Raw genomic sequence first — 24092 nt, 5'->3', positions numbered from 1 at the left:
TCTTAAAATTGTACAACAACAAACAACGGTGTTGTGCTGAAATTTGCAGTATTTAATAACAAAGAAATTTTTAATATCATGGAAAATAATAAAGAGTTAAAATTCAAAACAAACCTTAACTGTGGAGGGTGTGTATCAAAAGTACAAGCTGATTTAGACAGTGCTGAAGGTATTTGCCATTGGAATGTAGATACTAATTTAGAGGATAAAATTCTTACCGTAAGCTCTAAAGGAATTACTGCGGATGAAGTAATTGCTATTGTAAAAAGTAAAGGTTTTAAAGCAGAACCTTTAGTATAAAAAGCAAGAATATAGTTTATTTACAAAATAGGACCCAAAGGAGAATTTAAAGTTTCTAAAACCATAAAACAACTATCTATCAATCAAAAAGAATAGATCACGTTAAAAATGAACATGATTTTCATCCATAAAAAAAGAGCTCTTAAAATTTTAACAGCTCTTTTTTGTTTTATTCTTTAAAGTACTATTCTAAAGCACCTAAATAACGTTCTGCATCTAACGCTGCCATACATCCAGTACCTGCCGCTGTTACTGCTTGACGATATTCTTTATCTTGTACATCACCTGCTGCAAAAACTCCTGGTAAATTAGTTTTTGTAGATTTCCCTTTAGTGATTAAATAACCTGTTTCATCCATATCTAACACTCCTTTAAATAATTCAGTGTTAGGTTTGTGTCCGATAGCAACAAACACTCCTGTTACAGGAATTTCTGTTTTCTCTCCTGTTTCATTGTTTACAGCACGAACACCTTCAACAACATTCTCTCCTAAAACTTCATCTATTTCAGTATTGTACATTACTGTAATATTTTCTGTTTTATTCACACGGTGTTGCATTGCCTTAGAAGCACGCATATAATCTTTACGAACTAACATAGTTACTTTACTACAAATGTTCGCTAAATACGTTGCCTCTTCAGCAGCGGTATCTCCTGCTCCTACAACCACAACTTCTTGTCCTTTATAAAAGAATCCGTCACAAGTAGCACAAGCTGAAACTCCACCACCTATTAAACGTTGTTCACTTTCTAATCCTAAATATTTAGCAGTAGCTCCTGTAGAGATAATTACTGTTTGCGCTTCTATCTCTGTTGTGTCGTCTACGATTACTTTGTGAACTCCTCCTTCTTCTTCAGAAAATTCAACTTTAGTAACCATTCCAAAACGAACATCAGTTCCAAAACGCTCTGCTTGACTTTTTAAATCTTCCATCATTGCTGTACCATCAGTTCCTTTTGGATACCCTGGAAAATTATCAACTTCAGTAGTTGTTGTTAACTGTCCTCCCATTTGCATTCCTGTGTACATAACTGGTTTCATATCTGCTCTTGCTGCATAAATTGCCGCTGTATATCCTGCAGGACCAGATCCAATAATCAAACATTTAATTTTTTCTGCCATTATCTTAAAATTTTGAAGTTACAAATGTAATTTTTTTTTACTTCTATTATCTTCTTTTAAATATATTTTAACTATCGTTTTATAAGGTCAGATTATTTGACAAAAAAATCATTTTTTTATTTGTAGTTTACTTTTTTTTTCTACATTTGCAGTCCCAATTAACTTGGGGTGTAGCCTCTCGTTTAACTCGAGATAAACTACATTACAAGTTTTACACTTTTCGGGGTGTAGCGTAGCCCGGTCATCGCGCCTGCTTTGGGAGCAGGAGGTCGCAGGTTCGAATCCTGCCACCCCGACAAACAAAACCCTATTAATCGAAAGATTAATAGGGTTTTTTATTTGAAATTAGTGTTATTTACTTTTACTACGACATTATTAATTTCCTTTCAAAACCATAAACTCCATATTTAATAAAACATCCTTAAAAAGGCTGTTACCCTGAAAACAGTTAAATTGTTTTTAGTGCATTTCTATCTACTTAGTAAATATGAATCATTATTAAATAAGTTAAACTTGCTGTATTTATCAATAAAATAAGTCCATTGCAAAACAGAAACCTTGGGATGAGAATCCCAAGGTTTATCAACTAAATCTACTAATCTAACAAACTTGCTTTCACAAGTATGTTATTCTTTTCTTAGAGCCTCTTCAAACAACTTATCTTTTAGTTGTTGGTAAGCCTCTAAATTATCTTTATAACTTTCACGTAATCTATCATACTCTCCTAAATACGCCATATCACATTGAATGTCATCACATTCTGCAACATTGGTATAGGTAATTGAATATGGTAGCACTTTTTCGTAAAGCGCTTTGTTTAATTTTTTTCTTTGAGAGAAAAGCTCTTGTATTCCTGTTGGAATACTTTTTTCTCCTAAAGCGTTTGCATATAAATTTAAAAGGTTATCAATCTCTTTATCTATATACTGTAATTGATCTACCCACCCTTTTAGTTCTACATGATTGTACTTGTGTACTACATCTATATCGCTATTATTAAGTGTCATAACTTTTATAGTATTTTAAATTAAGGAATTGAGGTTTTCGCTTCCTACTACTTCTTGAGTAACCTTTAAAATTTTAACTTCTTTATTTCCTCCTGGAAATTCCCAATGAACAACATCGTTTAATGCATATCCAAAAAGAGCTATTCCTATTGGAGTTAATATAGAAACCTTATCATTTTTCAGGTCTTTTTCTGTTGGCTTTACAATCTGTATCGTTTTTTCCCAAACATTACCAGAAGCTACAGTAACCGTAGTGTTTAAGCGTACTACATCATCTAACATTTCTTCTTCATCTAAAATGATTGCTGTTTTTAATTCTTCAGCAAACTTTATTAATGATTTTTGAACTTGATGACCTTCAGAATGCTCTGAAACATTCAGCAAACTTTTAATATATACGTACTCTTTTTTTTCTAAAATTAAACTTCCGTGCTTCATTTATGATACTCTTTATGGGAAAATTCCACGTTGAACATAAGCTCTTTCTATTCGTTGAATAGCTATACAATATGCAGCTTTACGCATATCAATTCCTTCTAACTTAGCGTAATCAGAAACTTTTGTATATGACTCTTTTAACTTTTTATCTAGCCTTTGAATTACTTCTTCCATATCCCATAACTCACCGTTACGGTTTTGAAGCCATTCAAAATAACTTGTAATAACCCCTCCTGAATTACATAAAATGTCTGGAATAATTGTTACTCCATTTTCTAACAAAATTTTCTCTCCTTCGACATTTGTTGGACCATTTGCTCCTTCAGCTATTAATTTAGCTTTTACTAAGTGAGCATTCTTTTCGGTTATTTGGTTTCCTAAAGCTGCTGGGATACAGATATCACAATGAAGCGCAAAGAAATCTTCTTTTTCCATAGCCTCAGACTCTGGGTAACCAACTAAACTTCCGTTATTCGCTTTTGTATAGTTGAAAAGATCTTCTACCTTAATTCCGTTAACATTCTTAATACTTCCATAAGCATCTTGAACTCCTATCATTTTAGCTCCTTCTTGCTCTAAGAAATATGCTGCCCAATATCCTACGTTTCCAAATCCTTGAACGATGAACGTTTTTCCTTCTAAAGTTTCGTTATTTCCTTCTATCCAAAATTTGATAGTTAAGAAAACACCGTAACCAGTAGCTCTATCTCTTCCTTCTAAACCACCACTACCAATTGGTTTTCCTGTAACTACGTGTTGGTTCATTGAACGGGCAGCAGGAGCTTTAGTGCTCATATACGTATCAGCCATCCACGCCATTGTTTGCGCGTTTGTATTAACATCTGGCGCAGGAATATCGTGTTCTGGCCCAATGTTATCTCCTAAAGCAAACGTAAAACGTCTAGTAATACGTTCTAATTCATCTTTAGAATATTTAGAAGGATCTAATTGAATACCTCCTTTACCTCCACCGTATGGTAAGCCTGCTAATGAAGTTTTCCAAGTCATCCACATAGCTAAAGCTCTAGCTGCATCGATATCTACAGTTGGGTGGTAACGTAAACCTCCTTTATAAGGTCCTAATGCATTGTTGTGTTGTACACGGTATCCTTGAAAAATTTCAACGTCTCCGTTATCCATTTTTACAGGAAAGTTAACAATGACTTCGTTATTAGTAATACTTAATATTTTACGGATATTTGGGTGTAACCCTATTTGGTCTGATGCACTATTGAATTGCTCTAGTACATTATCAACCATACCTCTAGCATTCTTAGGCTTCGCTGGTACTTTTAACTCTTTTGTTAATGTCATCTCTTTTGTGTTTGAGTTCGATTCTCTATCTGAAATTTCACTTTTTGTATTCTTCATACATTCATAAATTTAGTAAGTCTGTTTTAAGGCTGCTAATGTAAAAAAACTGTTATTTAGTCTTTAACTTAATTCTTTTGTTTTTTACACAAATTCTACCTCTTCTTTTTCAGCGATTACTTCTTTCTGAATCTCTTCATTGCATTTTACCTCATTATATTCACTACATGACCAAACTTTTTCTTTTGATTTGGTCAATACACATGTGTCTATATACGCACACGACGGACAAATATTGAAAGGGTTTGCATTCATAAAATTGTTTCGTTTTATTTCTGTTTCATTAAAGGCAAATGATGTGCCGTTAAATGTGCCAAAAAACACAAAAAAGTAAAAAACCCTTTGTTTACAAGGGCTTGAGTTATTCAATAAAATTTACAGTAAAATTTATAGTGGGTAATTTTTCCTCAGGCGAGTAAAAAAGTCCCAAGGAATTGACTTCTTATTCTTTAAGTTTTTCTCGTAAGGTTTTGCGATCTATTTGAAGAATTTTAGCAGCTTGGGTTTTATTATTATTAGTTGCGTTTAAAACATTTTGTATGTGGCGTTTTTCCATCTCTTTTAAAGAGATTAACCCTTCTTCTGAAAAGTCTACATTATACTTTAATGAATCTGGTAAATGCTCTACCTCTACTACCCTATCACACATAATTACAGCACGTTGTATAATATTTTCCAGCTCTCTAATATTTCCTGGCCAATCATAACGCATTAAAATAGCCAAGGCTTTCGGATTCATCTTTACAAACCTGTCTTTATACTCAACACCGTATTTAAAAAGAAACTTTTCAGCCAACATTGAAATATCTTCTTTTCGTTCTCTTAATGGTGGTACTTCAATTTCAACTACTGTTAGTCTGTAAAACAAGTCTTCCCTGAAAGAACCTTCTTGAATCATTTCTTTCAAGTTATTATTTGTAGCTGCAATAATTCTAACATCAACTTTTTCTGCTTTTTGCGCTCCTACTTTTACTACTTCTTTTTCTTGAAGTGCTCTTAACAATTTAGCTTGCACATTTAACGAAGCATTCCCTATTTCATCTAAAAAAATAGTTCCTCCATTCGCAGCCTGAAAAAATCCTTCTCTATTTTTATCTGCTCCCGTAAAAGCACCTTTTACATATCCGAACAATTCAGACTCTAACAAGTTTTCTGGAATGGCTCCGCAGTTTACAGCTATGTAGGGTTCTTTTGAAAACTTTCCTTCATAATGTATTGCCCTTGCTACCAATTCTTTTCCCGTTCCACTTTCTCCTTTGATAGAAACGGTTGCTTTGTTATTTTTAACACGATCAATGATCTGAAATATTTCATTAATTTTTTCAGAAGCCCCTATCATGTCTCCATAAAATTCTTTATGCTCCTTTTTTTGAGTAGTAGAATCTTGTGTAATTCTTGACTTTTTCAAGGCATCATCCATCGCTTCTTTTAACTCACTTTTCGTAAAAGGCTTAGTTAAATAAGCTACTACTCCAGATTTAATTGCTTCAAGAGAGTCTTGTACAGAAGGATACCCTGTTACAATAAGTTTAGGCAATTTCGGATAATGTTCAGAAACAAACTTTACAAGTTCAAAACCATCAACCTCAGGCATTTTTAAATCGGTAATCAATAAATCTATTGATGTATCTCTTAAAATTGCTACTGCTTCTTTTACAGAAACCGCTTTATAGGTATGGTAGTTCCAGGATTGTAAATGCCTGTGCAACAATTCTAAAATATGAACATCATCATCTACTATCAGTATATTTTCTTTTTTTAGTTGCATTTCTTCTATTTTGGTAACCTTACTTCAAAGATAGCACCTTTTTCGCTGCCATTTTTCGCTGTTATCGTTCCTTTATGACTCGATACAATTCCGTGTACAACACTTAGCCCTAAACCAGTACCTTCTCCTGTCGGTTTGGTGGTAAAGAAAGGCTGAAATACTTTTTCGAGAGCTTCTGGCGTAAGTCCTTTTCCTTCATCAGAAATTCTAAGAACTACTTCATTATCCGTTTGAAAAGTTTCGATTATAACTAATCCGTTTTTAGGAGAAAAATAAATTGCATTAATCGTAAGATTGAAAATTATTTGTGTTAGCTGCACGGTATCAGCCCTCAACAACAACTCTTCATCTTCAACTTTTACAATATACTTTACCTCATGTTTTCTAAAAGTAGCGTCTAACAAATCTATAGCACTTTTTATACTAGGAACAATATTTACTTGCTTCATTTCATTAGGCATTTCGCAAGCAAAGTACATTAACTTTTTAACCACCTCTCTTGAAAAAATAGCACTTTGAATAATTTTTTCTACATCTTGAAGTGCCTTGTTATTTTCTTTTAAATCTGCCTTTAATAATTCTGAAAAACCTAAAATATTAGCTAACGGAGTATTCAATTCATGAGCTATACCTGCAGTTAATTCTCCCAAAATAGACAATCGATCTGCGTGTTCCATCTTACGCCTCATCGACAGTTCATTCTTCTTTATTTCTATTCGCTCTAAAAGTCCACCAATTTTTATGGCTACAGTATCAAACAACTCTTGTTCTTCTTTTAAATATAAATTTTCTTTTAGTTCTACTCCCTCAATATGTGCTTCAATTTTACCTTTTTGTAAATTAAACACAGGGATAGCACTCGAAATTATACAAATACTATTCTTAATCGATTTATTTTCTATTATATTTCCTTCTATTTCAATAACTACTTCGGTGTTTTTAGGAAATTGAAGCGCCTTTTTTAAACTATAGGCAATTGCTTTTAAAGTAACATCTATCTGCTCAAGATCTGCATTTATTATTAAAGAAGTCACCTTGTAAAGGCATGTTAGCTCTTTAATACGTTCTTGTAATTCTGCTTCGGTGTTGCTTGATACTTTCATCAATTTAATACGATTTTGTTACAGTGAAGATAACTGAAATAATAACAGCATAAAAATACAAAATAACTCTCCTTTGCTCACTTTCCTCCTAAAAAACTCCTACAGCATATATTCTCTTTTATGCTTTACCTATTTTACGTAAATTCGTGTTTATGGAATTACTTTTTTTAGGATTAGCAGGAGGTGCTATTATATCCTATTACATTTTTAATAAGTTTACAACAGTTAAAAGAAAAAATTTAACTGAAAAACAATCGGTGGTACTGTTAGATAAGATTAAAAAAGTATCTAAACTAATTACTGTTGAAGGAGAGTTTGCTGAGATTTATCATCACGAAAACACCAAAGAAAAGTTTTTAGGATTAGTTTCTAGTAAGAAGAAAGCTATTATTTTAATTAATGCCAAAGTTCATATTGGTTTTGATTTTAGAAAAATTAAAATGCATACAGATACGAAGAAAAAGGTATTGGTTCTTTCTGAATTCCCTCAGCCAGAAGTGTTTTCAATAGAACCTAATTTACGTTTTTACGATATTCAAAACGGATTACTTAACAAGTTTAGTTCAGAAGATTTAACCGAAGTAAACAAAGAAGCTAGAGAACATATTCTTCAAAAAATCCCTGAAAGTAACTTAATGCAAACCGCCAATAAAGAAGCTTTAGAAGCCGTTACTTTAATGCAAAACTTAGTCGAAACCATTGGATGGAAACTAGATTATTCTGCTTTAGAAATTTCTGAAACAACTCAAAAACATATTGAATAAAGAGAAATAATGGAAAATCTTCATAAGACATTTAAGCTATTGATAATTTCAGCTTTTTCTTTCTTTCTATATTATTACATAGACAATCATGATTCTTTAGAATTACTTCAAGAAAAATTAGACAAGTCTTTAAAAACCCGTGGATTTTATTTTTTTATACTAATAAATCTTATTAAATACTTTTTCTTACTACTTAGTATCATGTCTATTATTTTCCTAGCTTTTACTTCCTATAAAAATAAAAAGAATGAATATTGAAGAATTACGCAATTACTGTATCAATAAAAAAGGAGTAACCGAACATTTCCCTTTTGATGAAGTTACCTTGGTTTTTAAAGTGATGGGGAAAATGTTTGCCTTGGTTGGTCTAGATAGTTGGGAACAAAATGAGACAAAAATCAACTTAAAATGTGATCCTGAACGTGCCCAAGAATTGCGTGCTGAATATGAAAGTATCAATCCAGGATTTCACATGAGTAAAGTACATTGGAATACGGTTACTTTAAACCATGATGTTTCTGATGCTTTCGCTTTTGAACTGATTGATCATTCTTATGATCTTGTCGTAAAAGGATTAACTAAAAAATTACAAGAAGAATTAAAATCGATGTAATAAATATGCTTAAATCTGAACTTAGAAAATTATATAAACAGAAAAGAAACGATCTTACCGAAGCGGAAAAAGAACAGCTACATAAAAGTATTTATCAGCAAATTTTTAGACTAAAAACAGATACAATTAACAATGTTCATTTGTTTTTATCTATGCGAAAATTTAACGAGATTGATACTTTGCCAATTATCAATTTCTTTAGAGAAAAAGGAAAAAGAATTATTGTAAGTCGATGTAATTTTGAAAACGATACACTTTCTCATTTCTATTTCGATAAAGATACCAAATTAGAACTGAACAAATTTGGGGTACCAGAACCTGTTAATGCAGAAGAAGTTGCTGTAAAAAATATCGATTTGGTTTTCGTTCCTATGCTTATTTCTGACGAAGAACACTACCGAGTTGGCTACGGAAAAGGCTTTTATGACCGATTTTTATCAGAGTGTAGAGAAGATACCCAAACCATCGGACTTAACTTCTTCCCTCCTATCAAAAAAATAGAAGACACGCACGAGTTTGACGTTCCGTTAGATTTTGTGATATATCCAAAATAAAAAATCCCGCCAAGTGCGGGATTTTTTATTTTATATCGAATGATTATCCATTCATTGAAATTAAGAATTCTTCGTTGTTTAACGATCTCTTAATTCTATCTTGAATAAATTCCATTGCTTCAATTGGGTTCATATCTGCTAGGTATTTACGTAATACCCACATACGTTGTACTGTTTTATCGTCTAATAATAAATCATCACGACGTGTGCTCGACTTGATTAAGTCAATTGCAGGATAAATTCTACGGTTAGCAATATTACGCTCTAATTGTAATTCCATGTTACCCGTTCCTTTAAACTCTTCAAAGATTACCTCATCCATTTTAGAACCAGTTTCGGTAAGTGCCGTAGCAATAATCGTTAAAGAACCTCCATTTTCTATATTACGTGCCGCTCCAAAGAAACGCTTTGGTTTGTGTAAAGCATTTGCATCAATACCCCCTGATAAAATCTTTCCAGATGCTGGTGCTACCGTGTTATAAGCTCTCGCTAAACGCGTTATCGAATCTAACAAAATCACCACATCATGACCGCATTCAACTAAACGTTTTGCTTTTTCTAATACAATATTTGCTACACGTACATGTTTCTCAGCTGGCTCGTCAAACGTAGACGCAACTACTTCTCCACGAACACTACGTTGCATATCGGTAACCTCTTCAGGACGCTCATCAATTAATAAAACAATTTGGTATACCTCTGGATGATTTGCTGCAATTGCATTTGCAACATCCTTTAATAACATTGTTTTACCCGTTTTAGGTTGTGCTACAATCATACCACGTTGTCCTTTTCCTATCGGAGAGAACAAATCGATAATTCTTGTAGAAAATGAACTTCCTTTTTCTGCTAAATTGAACTTTTCATCAGCAAAAAGTGGTGTTAAATGCTCAAAAGAAACTCTATCTCTAACAATATTCGGGTTTAATCCATTGATTTTTGATACTCTAATTAAAGGAAAGTATTTTTCTCCTTCTTTTGGAGGACGTACATTACCGCGAACCGTATCTCCTGTTTTTAAACCGAATAATTTAATTTGAGATTGTGACACATAAATATCATCTGGTGATGATAAATAGTTATAGTCTGAAGAACGTAAGAAACCATATCCGTCAGGCATCATTTCTAAAACACCTTCACTTTCAATAATACCGTCAAACTCAAAATCAGGGTCACGATACTTGTTTCCACTTTTATGGTGTTGTTTTGAAGTATTTTGATTTTGGTTCTGATTCTGATTCTTGTTGTTTTTATTACCTCTATTTTGGTTTTTATTTTGCTGTTTATTTTGAGGCTGTTGCTGTTTTTTATCTTCAGTCGCTTGCTGATTTTGCTTTTTCTCTTCAGGTTTATTGGCAACATTTTGAACAGTTTCCGTTTTTCCTGCCATTTCTTCTTTAGCTTCTGGTTTAGTTACGGGTTTACTGTCTTGTTCTTGTTGTTGTGAAGTGTTTGCTAGGGTTTCTGCTTTAGCTATTCTTTTCCTTTTTGGCTTTTCTGCCTTCGGTTTAGCTTCATTAACACTTGCTTCTGCTTGCGCATCTATAATTTTGTATACTAAATCTAACTTTTTTAACTGACTAAATTTAGTCAGCCCTATAGTTTTGGCTATAACTTGTAAATCAGCTAATTTTTTAGTCTTTAATTCCGAAATATCGAACATTCGTTGAATAATTAAGTTACTTAAAATTCTTTGTGAAAGAATTGTTTTTTTATTAAGTTTCGTTTTGATTGCTAATTATATAGGGGCTATATAATAATTTTGTGCGGTTACATACAAGGCAAATATATACAAATAATTTAACTTCTAATATTTCTTTTTAAAAAAAGAAGTATTACATTTGCTTCCCGATAAAAAATTATGATACAAAGAATACAATCTATATATCTTTTAGTTGCAGGAATTATCTCTGGAGGATTGACTTTTTTGGTAAATCTTTGGGCGACTCAAACAAGTCCCACTATTCATGTTATAGACTTATTTTCTAGTAATTCTTTTTTAGAAAAGATGGTTCCTGTATCTTTTTTTATCTCAGCATTAGTATCAATTGTAGCTATTTTTCTATTTAAAAATCGTCAATTACAATTTGTACTAAACCGCTTAAACATATTGATAAACCTTTTTTTATTAGGAATATTGATTTATTTATCACAAACATTATCTGGAGAAGCTTCGGTTTCTGAGAAAGGTATTGGGATGTTCTTTCCTATCATTGTTATTTTGCTTTTATTTTTAGCAAATAAGGCCATTAAGAAGGATGAAGATCTTGTAAAATCTGTTGATAGATTACGATAAGCCTAACATCTTAGTATATTTAGTGCGAAAAAAAACCGAGATTTACATCTCGGTTTTTTATTTTTGAAAAACCCTGTATTTACTTGACTTCTAAACACAAATGTTAAAGAAATGTTAAAAAAAACTCAGGGTTATCCCTAATTTCTAAATGTAACAATTAGGGATACTGTGTATTGCACACACTAGTTTTATACTATAGATTTGTAACTGTAAACGACCATGAATTACAAGATTAAAGTTCACATAGCAGATGACCACAAGATATTAATTGACGGTGTCATTGCTTTATTAAATACTGAAGATGACATTGAAGTTGAAGGATACTCTTTAACAGGAAGGCAAGTTATTAATTGGTCCTCAAACAATACAGCCGATGTATTAGTTTTAGACATTAACATGCCTGAAATGGATGGTATAGAAGTTTTAAAAACGTTTAGAAAACGTAATACACAAATTAAAACTATTATACTTTCTAGTTTAAGTGACCCTAAACTTGTGCAAGAAATGATTGCATTAGGAGCTAACGGTTTTGTAGACAAAAGTAGCGCTAATGAACAGATTATTGATGCCATTAAAGTTGTACACAACGGCATACAGTACATTAGCGAAGACATTAAAGAAAAACTATTAGACCTTTATACATCTGACCTTAAAGAAACTATTGAACCTCAATTTTTACATGGAGATTTAACCGAGCGGGAAATTGCTGTATTAAAATTAATTGCGGAAGAAAAAAGTTCTTATGAGATTGCCGATAAATTAAATGTTAGCTTAAAAACAGTAGAAACATATAGAAGTAATTTATATAAAAAATTAAAAGTAAAAAACGTAGTAGGTTTAGCGATGTATGCTGTGAGAAACAAAATAGTGTAAAGATATTATCAACCCTTCAATTTTCTTTAGTCCCCCAGATTAAGAAGCCCCCCGAGTCTATACATTATCATACATCGTTTAACAACTACACAAAAAAAAGTAGCGATGTACGCGTTATTAAACATAGTATAGAAAACCCCTTCATTTTGTTTTCTTTATCCCCCTAAGAGGTATTAGTCCCCCGTCTCTTAATATCTATCCTAAGTACATCGCTATTTTATAAAATATTAATATAAAATAGTGTAATTTATAAATTTAGTCATGAAAAAAATCACTCCTTATTTCCTAGCTTTAAGCTTAAGTATCTTATTTGCTTCTTGTTCTTCTAACGAAACAGAAGCTATTGAAAGCAATCCAGAAAACTTATTACAATCGTATACTCTTAAAAGAGATGCTACGGGCGCTTACTCTATCGATTTTAACACTACGAACAATACAGATGTAACCACAGTTACCAATGTAGACAATTCAAAAGAGATCATCTTAGCTGAAGTTTCTCAAAAAACAGCTACTAAACATTCTAACGATTTCTCTATTGAAAATGATCATTTAAAAATTGGGTTTTTAGAAGCCAATAGAGGAACAACAACTAAAATATATGTTGAAGATGACAATATTACCTTTGCAAAAGGAGTTACCGAGTTTTTAAGTACGTACAGCATTACAGCAAACGAAGACGGAACATACACGTTAAACTTTACTATAAATGATAATGTAGCCACAGATTTTAACTACAACGAAGAAATTGAAACTTATGAAGTACATTTATCAAACGGTACCTCAACTCAGAAAACATTTTCAAGAGAACTAAAAATGCAACCTGATTCAAATGTATTAAAATTAGATTTTGTAAACCATAAGTACTCAAGTAGAACTGAAGAAGCAATAGATACAGAGAGAAAACCGAAATCTATAATTGTCGGAGATACAGTTATTTAATATTTTTTTATGAATAAAACGTTTTTCCTTATTGTTATTACTAGTATAATCTCAAACTTTACTTTTTCAGCATATAGTCAGGAAAAGAATGAAAAACTTTTTAACGAATACAAAAAAGCTGAAGAATTATTTAAGAAAAAGAAATATTCTATTTCTCTCGAAAAGAGCTTAGATCTTTTTTCAAAAATAACTCCATCAGATCAACCAAATTTATACTTTAAAACATCCTTCTTAATTGGGGATGTTTTTAGAGAAATTAATGACCATAATAAAGCTATTCTTTATTACAAGAAAACCTTGTCTATATATAATTCATTACGCCCTTTCAATGATAAAGAAAACCTCTCTAATAACAACTTAGCCAGTAGAAATAACCTGAACAAACTTCTTTTAAGAATTGGAAGTGAATTTCACATAATTAAACAAAAAGATAGTGCAATTAAATATTATAAAGAAATACTAGCTAGTAATTCTTTTAACCAACAAGATATAACTGCAAAGGCAAGCTCCTACACAAACCTATCAAACATATACAGAGAAGATTCTATTTATGATTTGGCGAAAGAATATTCTTTTGAAGCTGTTAAAATATACAAGAAAGCTAATAAAAAAGTGTTAGAAGCTGCTGCTCTTGGTAATTTAGCTAGCATTTATTTAGAGCAGAAGGATTATGAAAAAGCTAAAAAAATTTATCTGGAAAGTCTTGATTTAATAAAAATGGATTCCAGAAGTAGAGCTACGAGATACAAAGAGTTTCTTTACTTTAATTTAGCTTATACATTATATCTACAAAAAGACTACAGAGCCTATGATTATCAAGAAAAATCTTATAACATTAAAGATGACTTAAAAGATGTTGAAATAAGAAGAATTGTAGATGAAATTTACACTAGACATGAACTAAATTTAGAAAAAGAAAAAACAGCTTTAGTTGAAGAACAACGCAAGTTAGAAGAAGCACAAGAAGCTAAAACCTCATTGCTTTTTGGAGCTTTAAGCTTCTTAGTGTTAATTGTTTCAGGAGTAATTATCTATAACTTTAAGTTACGTCAAAAAAACCTTCATCTTAAACTATCTGAAAGTAAACTGATTCAGCAACAAAGTATTGAAAAATTAAAATCTGAAGCGCAAATAAAAATATTAAACGCTACTATTGACGGAAAAGAAACCGAACGTAAACTCATAGCCGAAATATTGCATGATAATGTTAGTGCTTTACTCTCTTCTGCAAACATGCATTTAACAGCAACGAAAAAACAATTTAACGGCGATACTCCTCAAGAAATTGATAAAACTCAAGCAATTATTTCTGAGGCTTCACAAAAAGTAAGAGACTTATCTCACAACTTGGTTTCTTCAATTTTATTAAAATTCGGATTAGAGTACGCTATTAAAGATGTAACTAAAAAATACTCCAACAGCGAACTTAAATTTGATGTTTCTGCCCAAAACATTAATAGATATAATCAAGAATTCGAGATAAAAATTTTTAACGTTATTCAAGAGCTTATTAATAACATTTTAAAGCATAGCAAGGCGCAACATGCCGAAATAAAACTGAAAGAGGAAGAGGATCAACTAACCGTTCTCGTTAAAGATGATGGGGTAGGTTTTTCTACCTCGTCTTCTTCTTTTTCAGATGGCATTGGCTTAAATCAAATTGAAGCTAGAATTCAAATGATGAATGGTAAATTAAATATCGATTCTCAAAAAAACATTGGAACTTCAATTTATATTTCTGTTCCTATTTTAAAAGAACAAAAAGATGTTAAACTAACCTCTGTTAGCTAGTTCTATAATTTCCATATTCTTTATTTCTCCTTTATCTATCTCAAACCGAAGCATTGTTCTAACTTTATGGAAACCATGTTTACCTGCAGCTCCAGGGTTTAAGTGAAGTAAGTTCAATTTTTTATCATACTGAACTTTCAAAATATGCGAATGCCCACAAATAAATAATTTAGGAGGATTTCTATTTAGTTCTTCTCTAACTCGTTGATTATATTTATTAGGATAACCTCCAATATGAGTAATCCAAACTGATACTCCTTCTATTAAAAACCTATTATCTAGTGGAAACTCAGCCCTGGCTTTATTATCATCAATATTTCCATAAACTGCCCTTAGTGTTTTAACATTTTTTATCTTATCTGTAACGTACAAATCACCAATGTCACCTGCATGCCAAACTTCATCCGCTTGCTTTACAAACTTTAAAATTTGTTCATCAATAAAACTATGTGTATCTGAAAGGAGCAAAATTTTCTTCATCAAGACAAAACTAATGAATTATAAACTAAAAAAAATCCATAATTAAACATTATGGATTCTTTAAAATAAGGGGTAATTAATGAAAGGGGAATTCACTATTATTTCAATATGAAACTGAAGGGGGACTTCTTTGTTTTGTACTTTTTCTAAGGCAGCAAAAATAACATATACCCCTTAACAATCTGTTTACATATGTTAATAAAACTCAAAACGTATTATTTAAGTTACTCTTTACAACATTTCATTTTAGAATTTCATAATTTAGCTGTTTAAAATTTATATTTTTTGAGGTATTTTATTGAATTAGCTTACAACGGGAAAAATTATCATGGTTGGCAAGTACAACCACACGCAATTTCGGTTCAAGAGGTAATAAACAAAGCTATCAGTACAATTTTACGACAAGAAGTTAATATTGTTGGTGCTGGAAGAACAGATGCAGGTGTGCATGCTTCGCAAATGTTTGCTCATTTTGATGTAGAATCACCCTTAAATGATAATTTTACTTATAAACTCAATGCTATTTTACCCGATGATGTGGTAATATTTAACACGACATTGGTTCATAACGATGCTCATGCTCGTTTTGATGCTAATAGTAGAAGTTATGAATATAAAATATGGTTAGGTAGAAATCCGTTTTTATTAGAAACTAGCTGGCAATTGCATCATCAACAATTAAATATTGAGTTGATGAATAAAGCTGCCACTATTTTATATGAATATGAAGATTTTGAGTGTTTTTCGAAAGTAAAAACAGACGTTAACACATTTAATTGTACAGTAACCAACGCTGAATGGGTTATGAAAGGGAATGAACTTACTTTTCATATTAGTGCCAATCGTTTTTTAAGAAACATGGTTCGCGCCATAGCAGGTACACTAATTGATGTTGGTCTTGAAAAAATTACGATTGATGATTTTAAAAAAATTATTGAAAGTAAAAACAGAAGTAACGCTGGAGTTTCAGTTCCGGCAAAAGGTTTATTTTTAACAGCAGTAACATACGACTATATATAGTGAGTAAAGCAACAGGAAAAGCATTCGATATTAAAATTTTTTCAAGACTAATGAGTTTTGCAAAAAAGTACCGCCTACGTTTTATCGTTGCTGCGGCTTCTACAATTTTATTAGCAGGATTTGCAGTCCTTACCCCTGTAATTTTAATGACTGCAATCGATGATTTCACCACTACTAAAGACGCTACAAGACTATTGTATTTTACGATAGCTATGGTAGTTGTTTTATTAGTTCAGGTATTATTTCAATTTAGTTTTATTTATAATGCAAACTGGGTAGGTCAACATATTATCAGAGATATAAGAGCTAAAACGTTTAGAAAAATTCTAGAATTTAAAATGAGTTATTTTGATAACTCATCAGTTGGTAAACTCGTAACTCGTGTAGTTTCAGATATAGAAACCATTTCAAACTTTTTTACTCAAGGAGTTTTTATGATAGTAAGCGATATTTTATTAATGCTTATTGTTATAGCTGTAATGTTTTATAAAAACTGGCAACTTGCTTTAATTTCGCTTGCTACCTTACCTGTACTAATTTATGCTACAAAACTATTTCAAATAGCTATAAAATCTACTTTCCAAGATGTACGTAATCAAGTAGCAAACCTTAACAGTTTTGTACAAGAAAGAGTTACAGGAATGAAAATCGTTCAGCTTTTTAATAGAGAACGAATTGAGTATAAAAACTTTATTGACATTAACAACAAACACAAAAAAGCACATATAAAAACGGTTTGGTACTACTCTATCTTCTTCCCTATTGCAGAAATACTTTCTTCAATAGCTATCGGATTAATTGTTTGGTATGGTGGATTACAAGTGATTGAAGATAGTGCTGTTAGTTTAGGTGCTATTATCGGTTTTATAAAAATGGCTCAAATGCTTTTTAGACCATTACGACAAATAGCAGACAAATTCAATCAATTACAAATGGGAATTGTTGCTGGTGAGCGTGTTTTCAACATAATTGACACTAACAGTTCAATAGATAAAAACGGAACTATTATAGCAGAAGACATTGAAGGAAACATCAGTTTTAAGGATGTACATTTTAGCTATATAAAAGGAGAAGAAATTTTAAAGGGAATAAGTTTTAATGTAGAAAAAGGGCAAACCGTAGCTATTGTTGGTGCTACAGGTGCAGGAAAATCAACCATCATAAACCTTATCAGTCGATTTTATGAAATTGATAGTGGACTTATTGCTATTGATAACATTCCTGTTCAAGATTATGAGATTTCTTCTTTACGACAAAAAGTAGCTGTAGTATTACAAGATGTATTTTTGTTTTCAGATACTATTTTAAATAACATTACGCTACGAAACGAAAACATCTCTTTAGATCAAGTTCAAAAAGCTGCCAAACAAATAGGTATTCATGACTTTATTATGAGTTTACCTAACAACTATAATTACAATGTAAAAGAACGCGGAGGCATGCTTTCATCTGGTCAACGTCAACTAATTGCTTTTTTACGTGCTTATGTTAGCAATCCAAGTATCTTAATTTTAGATGAAGCTACCTCTTCTGTAGATGCTCATTCAGAACAAATGATTCAATATGCCACAGATGAAATCACAAAAAACAGAACTTCAATAGTAATTGCACATCGTTTAGCAACCATTAAAAAGGCTGATATGATTATAGTTATGGACAAAGGTCGTATTGTTGAAAAAGGCAATCATACAGAATTGTTAAAAAAACATGAGGGTTATTATAAGAATTTGTACGAAAAACAGTTTAATAGTGAGACTGTGCTATAAATAAATTTGTTTACATCAATCAAAATAGTACATTTGTTATTCAATCTAAAACTAAAAAATCAATAAACGATGAAAAAAGTAATTTTATCAGTATTTGTAGTTGGTGCTTTATTAGCTACCTCTTGTAAAAACACTAAAGAAGAAGCTAAAGACGCTGCTACTGACGCTGTTGAAGCTGTAGAAAACGCTACTGAAGAAGCTACTGACGCTGCTACTAAAGCAGTAGAAGAAACTAAAGAAGCTACAGAAGAAGCTGTTGAATCAGTAAAATCTGCAATCGAAGGAATCGAAATTCCTCAGTTTGAAGACCCTAAAGTAGGTGAGTATTTACAAACTTACTCTCAGTACGCTAAAGATTATATCGAAGCTAAGGGAGATGTTGTTAAAAATACTGAATTAGCTAAAAAAGGTGTTGAATTAGCTGCTAAAGCTAAAGAAATCGCTGCTAATTTAGACGAAGAAGCTACTAAGAAGTTTAACAGCGTAATGGCTGCTATTCAATCTAAAATGGCTCCTGCTCAATAATTTTTTTGACACGGAATACAATAAAAAAAGGCTCGCAAATTGTGAGCCTTTTTATTTATTCCTTCTTGCTAACCTCATTAAACGAACTGATTCTTCTACACTGATTTCTTTTGCCTCAGGTATTGTTTTTGGCTCATCAATTAACTTAAGAAGCTCTATACTTTCGACGTAATAAGAATATCTCTTACCGCGATGCAACTCTAAAATCACTCCTTTTAAACCGCCATATCCAACCGGTCCATACATACCTTTCAACTCAGGACTAAACCAAGCTACAACATCTATATACTTTTCAGAACGTTTATTAAACTCTTTCTTTATTGCTTTAATACATTCGTGTCCTAAAATATTTTTTTTATCTCCTGTTACAATCCAGTCTTTCATTTTATAATCATTATCAATCTGATATATATTATAATCTATAAAATGAACCATTTTAGAATTAAGTTTTGCATCTTGGTAATACTCCCCTATATAACCAACTAGTATTTCGGTAAGTTTAACTTTTTTCTCTTTCCTTACTAAACTTTCATTAAATATACCTTGATACTCTACATCAAAAGAAGAAACTACCTCATTAAATAGTAAATTAAACTTCAAATACTCAGCATTACTAATATTATTTAGAGCTAAAGGTTTAGAACTATTTTTAGGATTATGTAGTACAACCTTATATTTTATTTTACTTGTTTGAGCAAAGAAAGTTGAAGTTGTTATTAAGAGTAGTAGTAAAATCTTTTTCATATTGTTTTTATTTATGCCATTACATCTTTTTCTAATTTCTTATGAAGTTCTTCGAGTGATTTATACAAAACAAACTCTCCGTCTTTTATATATGAAATTTCTCCTGTTTCTTCAGAAACCAATAAACAAATCGCATCTGTTTTTTCCGTAACTCCAATAGCAGCACGATGACGTAATCCAAAACGTGCTGGAATTTTTGTACTGTCAGAAACTGGTAAAATCACACGAGTAGCTACAATATAATTATCTCTTATAATTGTTGCTCCGTCATGTAACGGACTGTTTTTATAAAAAATACTTTCAATAATAGCCTCATTTACCAAAGCATTCATTTTATCTCCAGTATTCACTAAAAAATCAAGATTATTGGTTTTCTCTATTACTAATAATGCCCCTGTTTGGGTTCTAGATAAATTAGCACAAGCCTTTAAAATCGTATCTATATCTATTTCTGAATGAATTTCAGATTTTAAAAATTTGAGCTGATTTAAAAATCCTCTTTTAGTAGAAAAATTGGTGGTTCCTATCATTAATAAAAACTTCCTGATTTCTTGTTGAAACACAATAATTAACGCGATAACTCCTCCAGAAAGTAAATACCCCAAAATACCGCTTAGCATTTCCATATTAAGCGCTTGCGTAACCTTCCAGATTAAAAAAATAAAGGCAATACCTATGACAATATTTATTGCTACCGTACCTTTTAACAGTTTATAGATATAAAATAATAAAACTGCTACTAAAAAAATATCCAGTACATCCAAAAACGAAAAGTCGATAAAATCTAGGTTCATTAATTTTGTTGAAGTTTTTACTATTTAAAATAATCTAAACAAGTAAATGTAAGCATTTTATTACAACTGATTTACAATCGTTACCGCTTCAACGGCTTCTTTTACGTCATGTACTCGTAAAATATGCGTTCCGTTTAACAAAGCAATCGTGTTAGCTACTGTAGTTGCATTTAAGGCTTCTTGAGCTGAAGTTCCTAATAACTTATACAACATTGATTTTCTTGAAACCCCTGTTAAAATAGGAGCATCTAAGCTTTTAAACAGTGATAAGTTTTTAAGTAACTCGTAATTCTGGTCGACTGTTTTTCCAAAACCAAAACCAACATCAATAATCACGTCATTAACTTTTAGTTGACGAAGTTTAAAAAGCTGCTCTGCAAAAAAAGATAGTACTTCAGTAACCACATTTTCATATTCTGGATTTTGTTGCATGTTCTGCGGAGTTCCTTGCATGTGCATCATAATATATGGCACTTGCAATTTTGCTACCGTTTCAAACATATTAGTATCCATCTTTCCACCAGAAATATCATTGATGATGGCTGCGCCAGCGTTGATAGACTCCTCTACCACTCTACTCCTAAAAGAATCAATTGAAATAAGAATTTCAGGGAAATTTTTCACCAACAACTCAACCACAGGAAGCATTCTTTGCAGCTCTTCTTCTTCAGAAATATGCTTCGCTCCTGGTCTTGAAGAATACGCTCCTATATCAATAAAAGTCGCTCCTTCATTCAACATCTTTTCTGTTTGAGCTAAAAAATCATATTCGTTTTTATATTTTCCTCCATCAAAAAAAGAATCAGGGGTTACATTTAAAATCCCCATAACCCTAGGTGTGATAAGATCTAGTAAGGTTCCTTTACAATTAATCGTCATTACACTAAATTTCCAAGTAAAAATAAATGAAAAGCTTGTAATATTTACTATTTTTGGTCGAATACTTTTAAATAAGAAAGATGCAAGACACCTCAAAACAGTATGATACTGTAGTTGAAGAATGTAAAAATTTATTTACCAAAAAAATGAGCGATTATGGTAGTGCTTGGAGAATCTTGAGACTCCCTTCACTAACCGATCAAATATTCATCAAAGCACAACGCATTCGTCAATTACAAGAAAATACTGAGCGAAAAGTTGATGAAGGAGAAAAATCAGAGTTTATTGGCATTATCAATTATTCAGTAATGGCATTAATTCAAATAGAGTTAGGAGTTGTTGAACAACCTGATTTAACTACTGAACAAGCTACTGAATTATACAACAAACACATAAAAATCACCAAAGAATTAATGGAAAATAAAAACCATGACTACGGTGAAGCGTGGAGAGATATGAGAGTTTCATCGTTAACCGATTTAATTCTACAAAAACTACTTCGCGTAAAACAAATTGAAAACAATCAAGGTAAAACTTTAGTTTCTGAAGGAATTGATGCTAATTATCAAGATATGATTAATTATGCTATTTTTGCCATGATTCACCTTTCTGAATTAGAAAATTAACCTAAAACAACCCCTAATATGATTTTAAAATTATTAACTCATATTTCAAGAGTACTTGTAGGACTTCTTTTTATTTACTCTGGATTTGTAAAATTGGTAGACCCTATCGGTTCTCAATACAAGTTTGAAGAATATTTTAGTGCAGGTGTACTAAACTTAGAGTTCTTAATACCATTTGCTTTACCTTTTTCTATTCTTTTAATTGTTACTGAATTGGTTTTAGGTATTATGCTTTTAGTAGGATACAAAGCAAAATTTACTGTATGGAGTTTATTTGGTATTAACCTTATCTTCTTATTTTTAACTTGGTACTCGTACACTTACAACAAAGTTACCGATTGCGGTTGTTTTGGAGACGCTTTAAAGCTTACACCAAAAGAAACATTTTATAAAAATGTGGTGTTTATGGTATTTATTGTAATCCTAATTTTAGGCGTTAAACACATTAAACCTTTCATTTCTAGCAAAATTGCTTCTGTAACAACTTTTGCTTCAATTTTTGTATCACTTTTGGTAACCTATTACGTATTACAACACTTACCAATCATCGACTTTAGAGCTTATTCAATAGGAACTGATATTGCTGAAGGAATGAAATACCAAGAAGGAAGTGATGAAATTCCTCCTATTCATGACTTTGAAATAGGAACAGATGACGGAGACAAGTTAGAAGAAATGCTAACAAAAGAGAAAGCCATGTTAATTCTAATATATGAATTACAAAAAGCTGATATGGAAGGTATTCCTGTAGTATCAGAAGTCGCAAAGAAAGCCAAAGAACAAGGCTATGAAATTTATGTTTTATCTGCTGACTCAATGCTATATGACGAAAACGAATTGAACTCTTTTAAAGAAAAGTACGATATGCACTATGTATTTGGAACTTGCGACGGAACAGCTTTAAAAACTGTTATCAGAGCCAACCCAGGTATTGTTACCGTTAAAAATGGAATAATTGCTGGAAAGTGGAACTGGACAGATGCTGACGACGTAGAACTATAAACAATTATACAATTTATATATAAGTAAAACCTCACAAATTTGTGAGGTTTTCTTATTTTAGCACATACAGAAAGCTGATTAGAGATACTTTAAAAGTTTCTCTAACAAGTTAAAATCAAGCTTTAATCTAGAACTATTCTTTGTGAAACAACTTTTATTAGTCTTTATCGGCGGCGGAATAGGTAGTGTATTGCGATACATTATCGGAAAAACGTTAAACAGCTCACAAACAGGAATTCCATACGGAACATTTACTGCTAATATTTTAGGTAGCTTGCTTATCGGAATTATTTTAGGTTTAGCCGCCAAGAACCAAGCATTAACTCAAAACCATACGTTGTTACTAGCTACTGGTTTTTGTGGTGGTTTCACTACTTTTTCAACCTTTGCTTACGAAAACCATATCTTTTTAAAAGCAGGTGATTTTAGCAGTTTTGCCCTATACACTATCGCTAGTTTCATTATTGGTTTTTTAGCGGTTTTTGCAGGAATTTTCTTAGTAGATCACTTTTGGAATAATCCGCAAAACATTTAAACTGTAAAGGACAATCTAAAGAGACCCTCTCAATAATAAAATAAAATTCATATAACAAATGAACGAACTTATACAATATACCTCAGCAGACAATCATGTATTAATCACAATTACCAACGGAAAAGCCAATGCAATTTCTCACGAAGTAATTGACGCTTTAAATACCGCTTTTGATAACGCTGAAAAAGAAGAAAAACCAGTAATCTTAACTGGGCAACCAGGAATTTTTTCTGCGGGTTATGATTTAAAAAGCATGACTCAATCTGCCAAATCTGCTTTAGATTTAGTTACCAAAGGATCGCAATTATCACACAGAATGTTATCATTTCCTTATCCTATAATTGCTGCTTGTTCAGGGCATGCTGTTGCTAAAGGCGCATTTTTATTGCTGTCTGCAGATTACAGATTAGGTATTGAAGGAGATTTTAAAATTGGACTAAACGAAGTTATGATTGGTATGACCATGCATAATGCAGGTATTGAGATTGCAAAAGCACGTCTTGCTCCTATTTATTTTGAGAGAAGCGTAAGTTGTTCAGAAATATACAATCCGAAAGAAGCTATTACTGCTGGCTTTTTAGATAAAGTTGTTCCGCAAGAACACCTATTACCTACAGCTTTTAAAATAGCTGAAATGTTTACCAAACTAAACAAGAAAGCACACACCGAAACAAAATTAAAGGTTAGAAAACCTTATTTAGATTCATTAGCCAAAGCTATTGAACAAGACAGTAAAGAAGGATTAACTCCTCCTTCAAAATAAAAAAATCCTGCAAGAGCA

Annotated in this window: 27 protein-coding genes and 1 tRNA gene; 16 read left to right on the top strand and 12 right to left on the bottom strand. The window is 31.7% G+C overall.

What is annotated here, in order from left to right:
• Nucleotides 1–78 precede the first annotated feature (78 nt).
• Nucleotides 79–300, top strand: coding sequence for a heavy-metal-associated domain-containing protein (locus ACR9ES_RS12025; RefSeq protein ID WP_299034443.1), 222 nt, complete (start codon nucleotides 79–81; stop codon nucleotides 298–300).
• Between the two features lie 184 nt (nucleotides 301–484).
• Here the strand turns inward: ACR9ES_RS12025 and trxB are convergent, their stop codons facing one another.
• Nucleotides 485–1423 (bottom strand): thioredoxin-disulfide reductase, encoded by a 939-nt coding sequence (trxB, locus tag ACR9ES_RS12020; protein WP_435254378.1) that lies wholly within the window; start codon nucleotides 1421–1423, stop codon nucleotides 485–487.
• A 221-nt stretch (nucleotides 1424–1644) separates the two neighbouring features.
• On the opposite strand from trxB, the gene ACR9ES_RS12015 reads away from it, so the two are divergent.
• Nucleotides 1645–1719: transfer RNA gene (locus tag ACR9ES_RS12015), tRNA-Pro, on the top strand.
• Between the two features lie 330 nt (nucleotides 1720–2049).
• On the opposite strand, the gene ACR9ES_RS12010 is transcribed toward ACR9ES_RS12015, so the two are convergent.
• The 6 genes from ACR9ES_RS12010 to ACR9ES_RS11985 form a co-directional block, all read right to left on the bottom strand.
• Nucleotides 2050–2430: a hypothetical protein gene (locus ACR9ES_RS12010; protein ID WP_435254377.1), complete on the bottom strand. Its 381-nt coding sequence runs from the start codon at nucleotides 2428–2430 to the stop codon at nucleotides 2050–2052.
• 15 nt (nucleotides 2431–2445) lie between these two features.
• Complete coding sequence (locus ACR9ES_RS12005) at nucleotides 2446–2868, bottom strand: GreA/GreB family elongation factor (RefSeq protein ID WP_274634531.1); 423 nt, start codon at nucleotides 2866–2868, stop codon at nucleotides 2446–2448.
• Between the two features lie 12 nt (nucleotides 2869–2880).
• Entirely contained in the window at nucleotides 2881–4182 is a 1302-nt protein-coding gene (locus tag ACR9ES_RS12000) for a Glu/Leu/Phe/Val family dehydrogenase (RefSeq protein WP_435255648.1), read from the bottom strand.
• Between the two features lie 141 nt (nucleotides 4183–4323).
• Nucleotides 4324–4494 carry a hypothetical protein gene (locus tag ACR9ES_RS11995; protein ID WP_299000184.1) on the bottom strand — a complete coding sequence of 57 codons (171 nt, stop codon included), beginning with the start codon at nucleotides 4492–4494 and terminating at the stop codon, nucleotides 4324–4326.
• A 187-nt stretch (nucleotides 4495–4681) separates the two neighbouring features.
• A complete protein-coding gene (locus ACR9ES_RS11990; RefSeq protein ID WP_435254376.1) occupies nucleotides 4682–6007 on the bottom strand; it encodes a sigma-54-dependent transcriptional regulator in 1326 nt (441 codons plus the stop codon).
• Nucleotides 6008–6012: 5 nt separating this feature from the next.
• A complete protein-coding gene (locus ACR9ES_RS11985) occupies nucleotides 6013–7110 on the bottom strand; it encodes a sensor histidine kinase (RefSeq protein WP_435254375.1) in 1098 nt (365 codons plus the stop codon).
• A 152-nt stretch (nucleotides 7111–7262) separates the two neighbouring features.
• Between ACR9ES_RS11985 and ACR9ES_RS11980 the strand changes: the two genes are divergently transcribed.
• The 3 genes from ACR9ES_RS11980 (at nucleotide 7263) to ACR9ES_RS11970 (ending at nucleotide 9041) form a co-directional block, all read left to right on the top strand.
• Entirely contained in the window at nucleotides 7263–7874 is a 612-nt protein-coding gene (locus ACR9ES_RS11980; protein WP_435254374.1) for a DUF4230 domain-containing protein, read from the top strand.
• 247 nt (nucleotides 7875–8121) lie between these two features.
• Nucleotides 8122–8487, top strand: a complete 366-nt coding sequence (locus tag ACR9ES_RS11975) for an MmcQ/YjbR family DNA-binding protein (RefSeq protein ID WP_435254373.1) — start codon at nucleotides 8122–8124, stop codon at nucleotides 8485–8487.
• 5 nt (nucleotides 8488–8492) lie between these two features.
• On the top strand, nucleotides 8493–9041 hold the full coding sequence (locus ACR9ES_RS11970) for a 5-formyltetrahydrofolate cyclo-ligase (RefSeq protein WP_435254372.1): 549 nt from the start codon (nucleotides 8493–8495) through the stop codon (nucleotides 9039–9041).
• A gap of 43 nt (nucleotides 9042–9084) precedes the next feature.
• Here ACR9ES_RS11970 and rho read toward each other — a convergent pair whose 3' ends face one another.
• A complete protein-coding gene (rho, locus tag ACR9ES_RS11965) occupies nucleotides 9085–10704 on the bottom strand; it encodes a transcription termination factor Rho (RefSeq protein WP_435254371.1) in 1620 nt (539 codons plus the stop codon).
• Nucleotides 10705–10902: 198 nt separating this feature from the next.
• On the opposite strand from rho, the gene ACR9ES_RS11960 reads away from it, so the two are divergent.
• From ACR9ES_RS11960 to ACR9ES_RS11945, 4 genes are all read left to right on the top strand, one after another.
• Entirely contained in the window at nucleotides 10903–11337 is a 435-nt protein-coding gene (locus tag ACR9ES_RS11960) for a DUF4293 domain-containing protein (RefSeq protein ID WP_274634538.1), read from the top strand.
• Between the two features lie 219 nt (nucleotides 11338–11556).
• Entirely contained in the window at nucleotides 11557–12210 is a 654-nt protein-coding gene (locus ACR9ES_RS11955) for a response regulator (protein ID WP_435254370.1), read from the top strand.
• A gap of 261 nt (nucleotides 12211–12471) precedes the next feature.
• Nucleotides 12472–13149, top strand: coding sequence for a hypothetical protein (locus ACR9ES_RS11950; protein ID WP_274634540.1), 678 nt, complete (start codon nucleotides 12472–12474; stop codon nucleotides 13147–13149).
• Between the two features lie 9 nt (nucleotides 13150–13158).
• Entirely contained in the window at nucleotides 13159–14940 is a 1782-nt protein-coding gene (locus ACR9ES_RS11945) for a tetratricopeptide repeat-containing sensor histidine kinase (protein ID WP_435254369.1), read from the top strand.
• Here the strand turns inward: ACR9ES_RS11945 and ACR9ES_RS11940 are convergent.
• A complete protein-coding gene (locus ACR9ES_RS11940) occupies nucleotides 14923–15420 on the bottom strand; it encodes a metallophosphoesterase family protein (RefSeq protein WP_435254368.1) in 498 nt (165 codons plus the stop codon). The genes ACR9ES_RS11945 and ACR9ES_RS11940 overlap by 18 nt on opposite strands.
• A gap of 285 nt (nucleotides 15421–15705) precedes the next feature.
• On the opposite strand from ACR9ES_RS11940, the gene truA reads away from it, so the two are divergent.
• The 3 genes from truA to ACR9ES_RS11925 all read left to right on the top strand — a co-directional run bounded on the left by truA (nucleotide 15706) and on the right by ACR9ES_RS11925 (nucleotide 18731).
• Entirely contained in the window at nucleotides 15706–16440 is a 735-nt protein-coding gene (gene truA, locus ACR9ES_RS11935; protein WP_435254367.1) for a tRNA pseudouridine(38-40) synthase TruA, read from the top strand.
• Nucleotides 16441–16490: 50 nt separating this feature from the next.
• A complete protein-coding gene (locus tag ACR9ES_RS11930) occupies nucleotides 16491–18206 on the top strand; it encodes an ABC transporter ATP-binding protein (protein ID WP_435254366.1) in 1716 nt (571 codons plus the stop codon).
• A gap of 69 nt (nucleotides 18207–18275) precedes the next feature.
• On the top strand, nucleotides 18276–18731 hold the full coding sequence (locus ACR9ES_RS11925; protein ID WP_435254365.1) for a hypothetical protein: 456 nt from the start codon (nucleotides 18276–18278) through the stop codon (nucleotides 18729–18731).
• 51 nt (nucleotides 18732–18782) lie between these two features.
• Here the strand turns inward: ACR9ES_RS11925 and ACR9ES_RS11920 are convergent, their stop codons facing one another.
• The 3 genes from ACR9ES_RS11920 to folP are packed head-to-tail and all read right to left on the bottom strand — an operon-like array spanning nucleotide 18783 to nucleotide 21148.
• Complete coding sequence (locus tag ACR9ES_RS11920) at nucleotides 18783–19475, bottom strand: GLPGLI family protein (RefSeq protein ID WP_435254364.1); 693 nt, start codon at nucleotides 19473–19475, stop codon at nucleotides 18783–18785.
• Between the two features lie 11 nt (nucleotides 19476–19486).
• Entirely contained in the window at nucleotides 19487–20269 is a 783-nt protein-coding gene (gene cdaA / locus ACR9ES_RS11915; RefSeq protein ID WP_435254363.1) for a diadenylate cyclase CdaA, read from the bottom strand.
• A gap of 60 nt (nucleotides 20270–20329) precedes the next feature.
• Entirely contained in the window at nucleotides 20330–21148 is an 819-nt protein-coding gene (folP, locus tag ACR9ES_RS11910) for a dihydropteroate synthase (RefSeq protein ID WP_435254362.1), read from the bottom strand.
• An 80-nt stretch (nucleotides 21149–21228) separates the two neighbouring features.
• Between folP and ACR9ES_RS11905 the strand changes: the two genes are divergently transcribed.
• The 4 genes from ACR9ES_RS11905 to ACR9ES_RS11890 all read left to right on the top strand — a co-directional run bounded on the left by ACR9ES_RS11905 (nucleotide 21229) and on the right by ACR9ES_RS11890 (nucleotide 24074).
• On the top strand, nucleotides 21229–21774 hold the full coding sequence (locus ACR9ES_RS11905; protein ID WP_435254361.1) for a DUF1599 domain-containing protein: 546 nt from the start codon (nucleotides 21229–21231) through the stop codon (nucleotides 21772–21774).
• A gap of 18 nt (nucleotides 21775–21792) precedes the next feature.
• Nucleotides 21793–22776 (top strand): DoxX family protein, encoded by a 984-nt coding sequence (locus tag ACR9ES_RS11900; protein WP_435254360.1) that lies wholly within the window; start codon nucleotides 21793–21795, stop codon nucleotides 22774–22776.
• Between the two features lie 142 nt (nucleotides 22777–22918).
• Nucleotides 22919–23311 (top strand): fluoride efflux transporter CrcB, encoded by a 393-nt coding sequence (gene crcB, locus ACR9ES_RS11895; protein WP_435254359.1) that lies wholly within the window; start codon nucleotides 22919–22921, stop codon nucleotides 23309–23311.
• 58 nt (nucleotides 23312–23369) lie between these two features.
• A complete protein-coding gene (locus ACR9ES_RS11890; protein ID WP_299034209.1) occupies nucleotides 23370–24074 on the top strand; it encodes a crotonase/enoyl-CoA hydratase family protein in 705 nt (234 codons plus the stop codon).
• Nucleotides 24075–24092 lie beyond the last annotated feature (18 nt).

Source organism: Tenacibaculum sp. A30 (assembly GCF_051200845.1).
Lineage (GTDB): Bacteria > Bacteroidota > Bacteroidia > Flavobacteriales > Flavobacteriaceae > Polaribacter.
The sequence above is the reverse complement of the archived record's forward strand: the minus strand, read 5'-3'. Positions and strand labels throughout refer to the sequence as shown.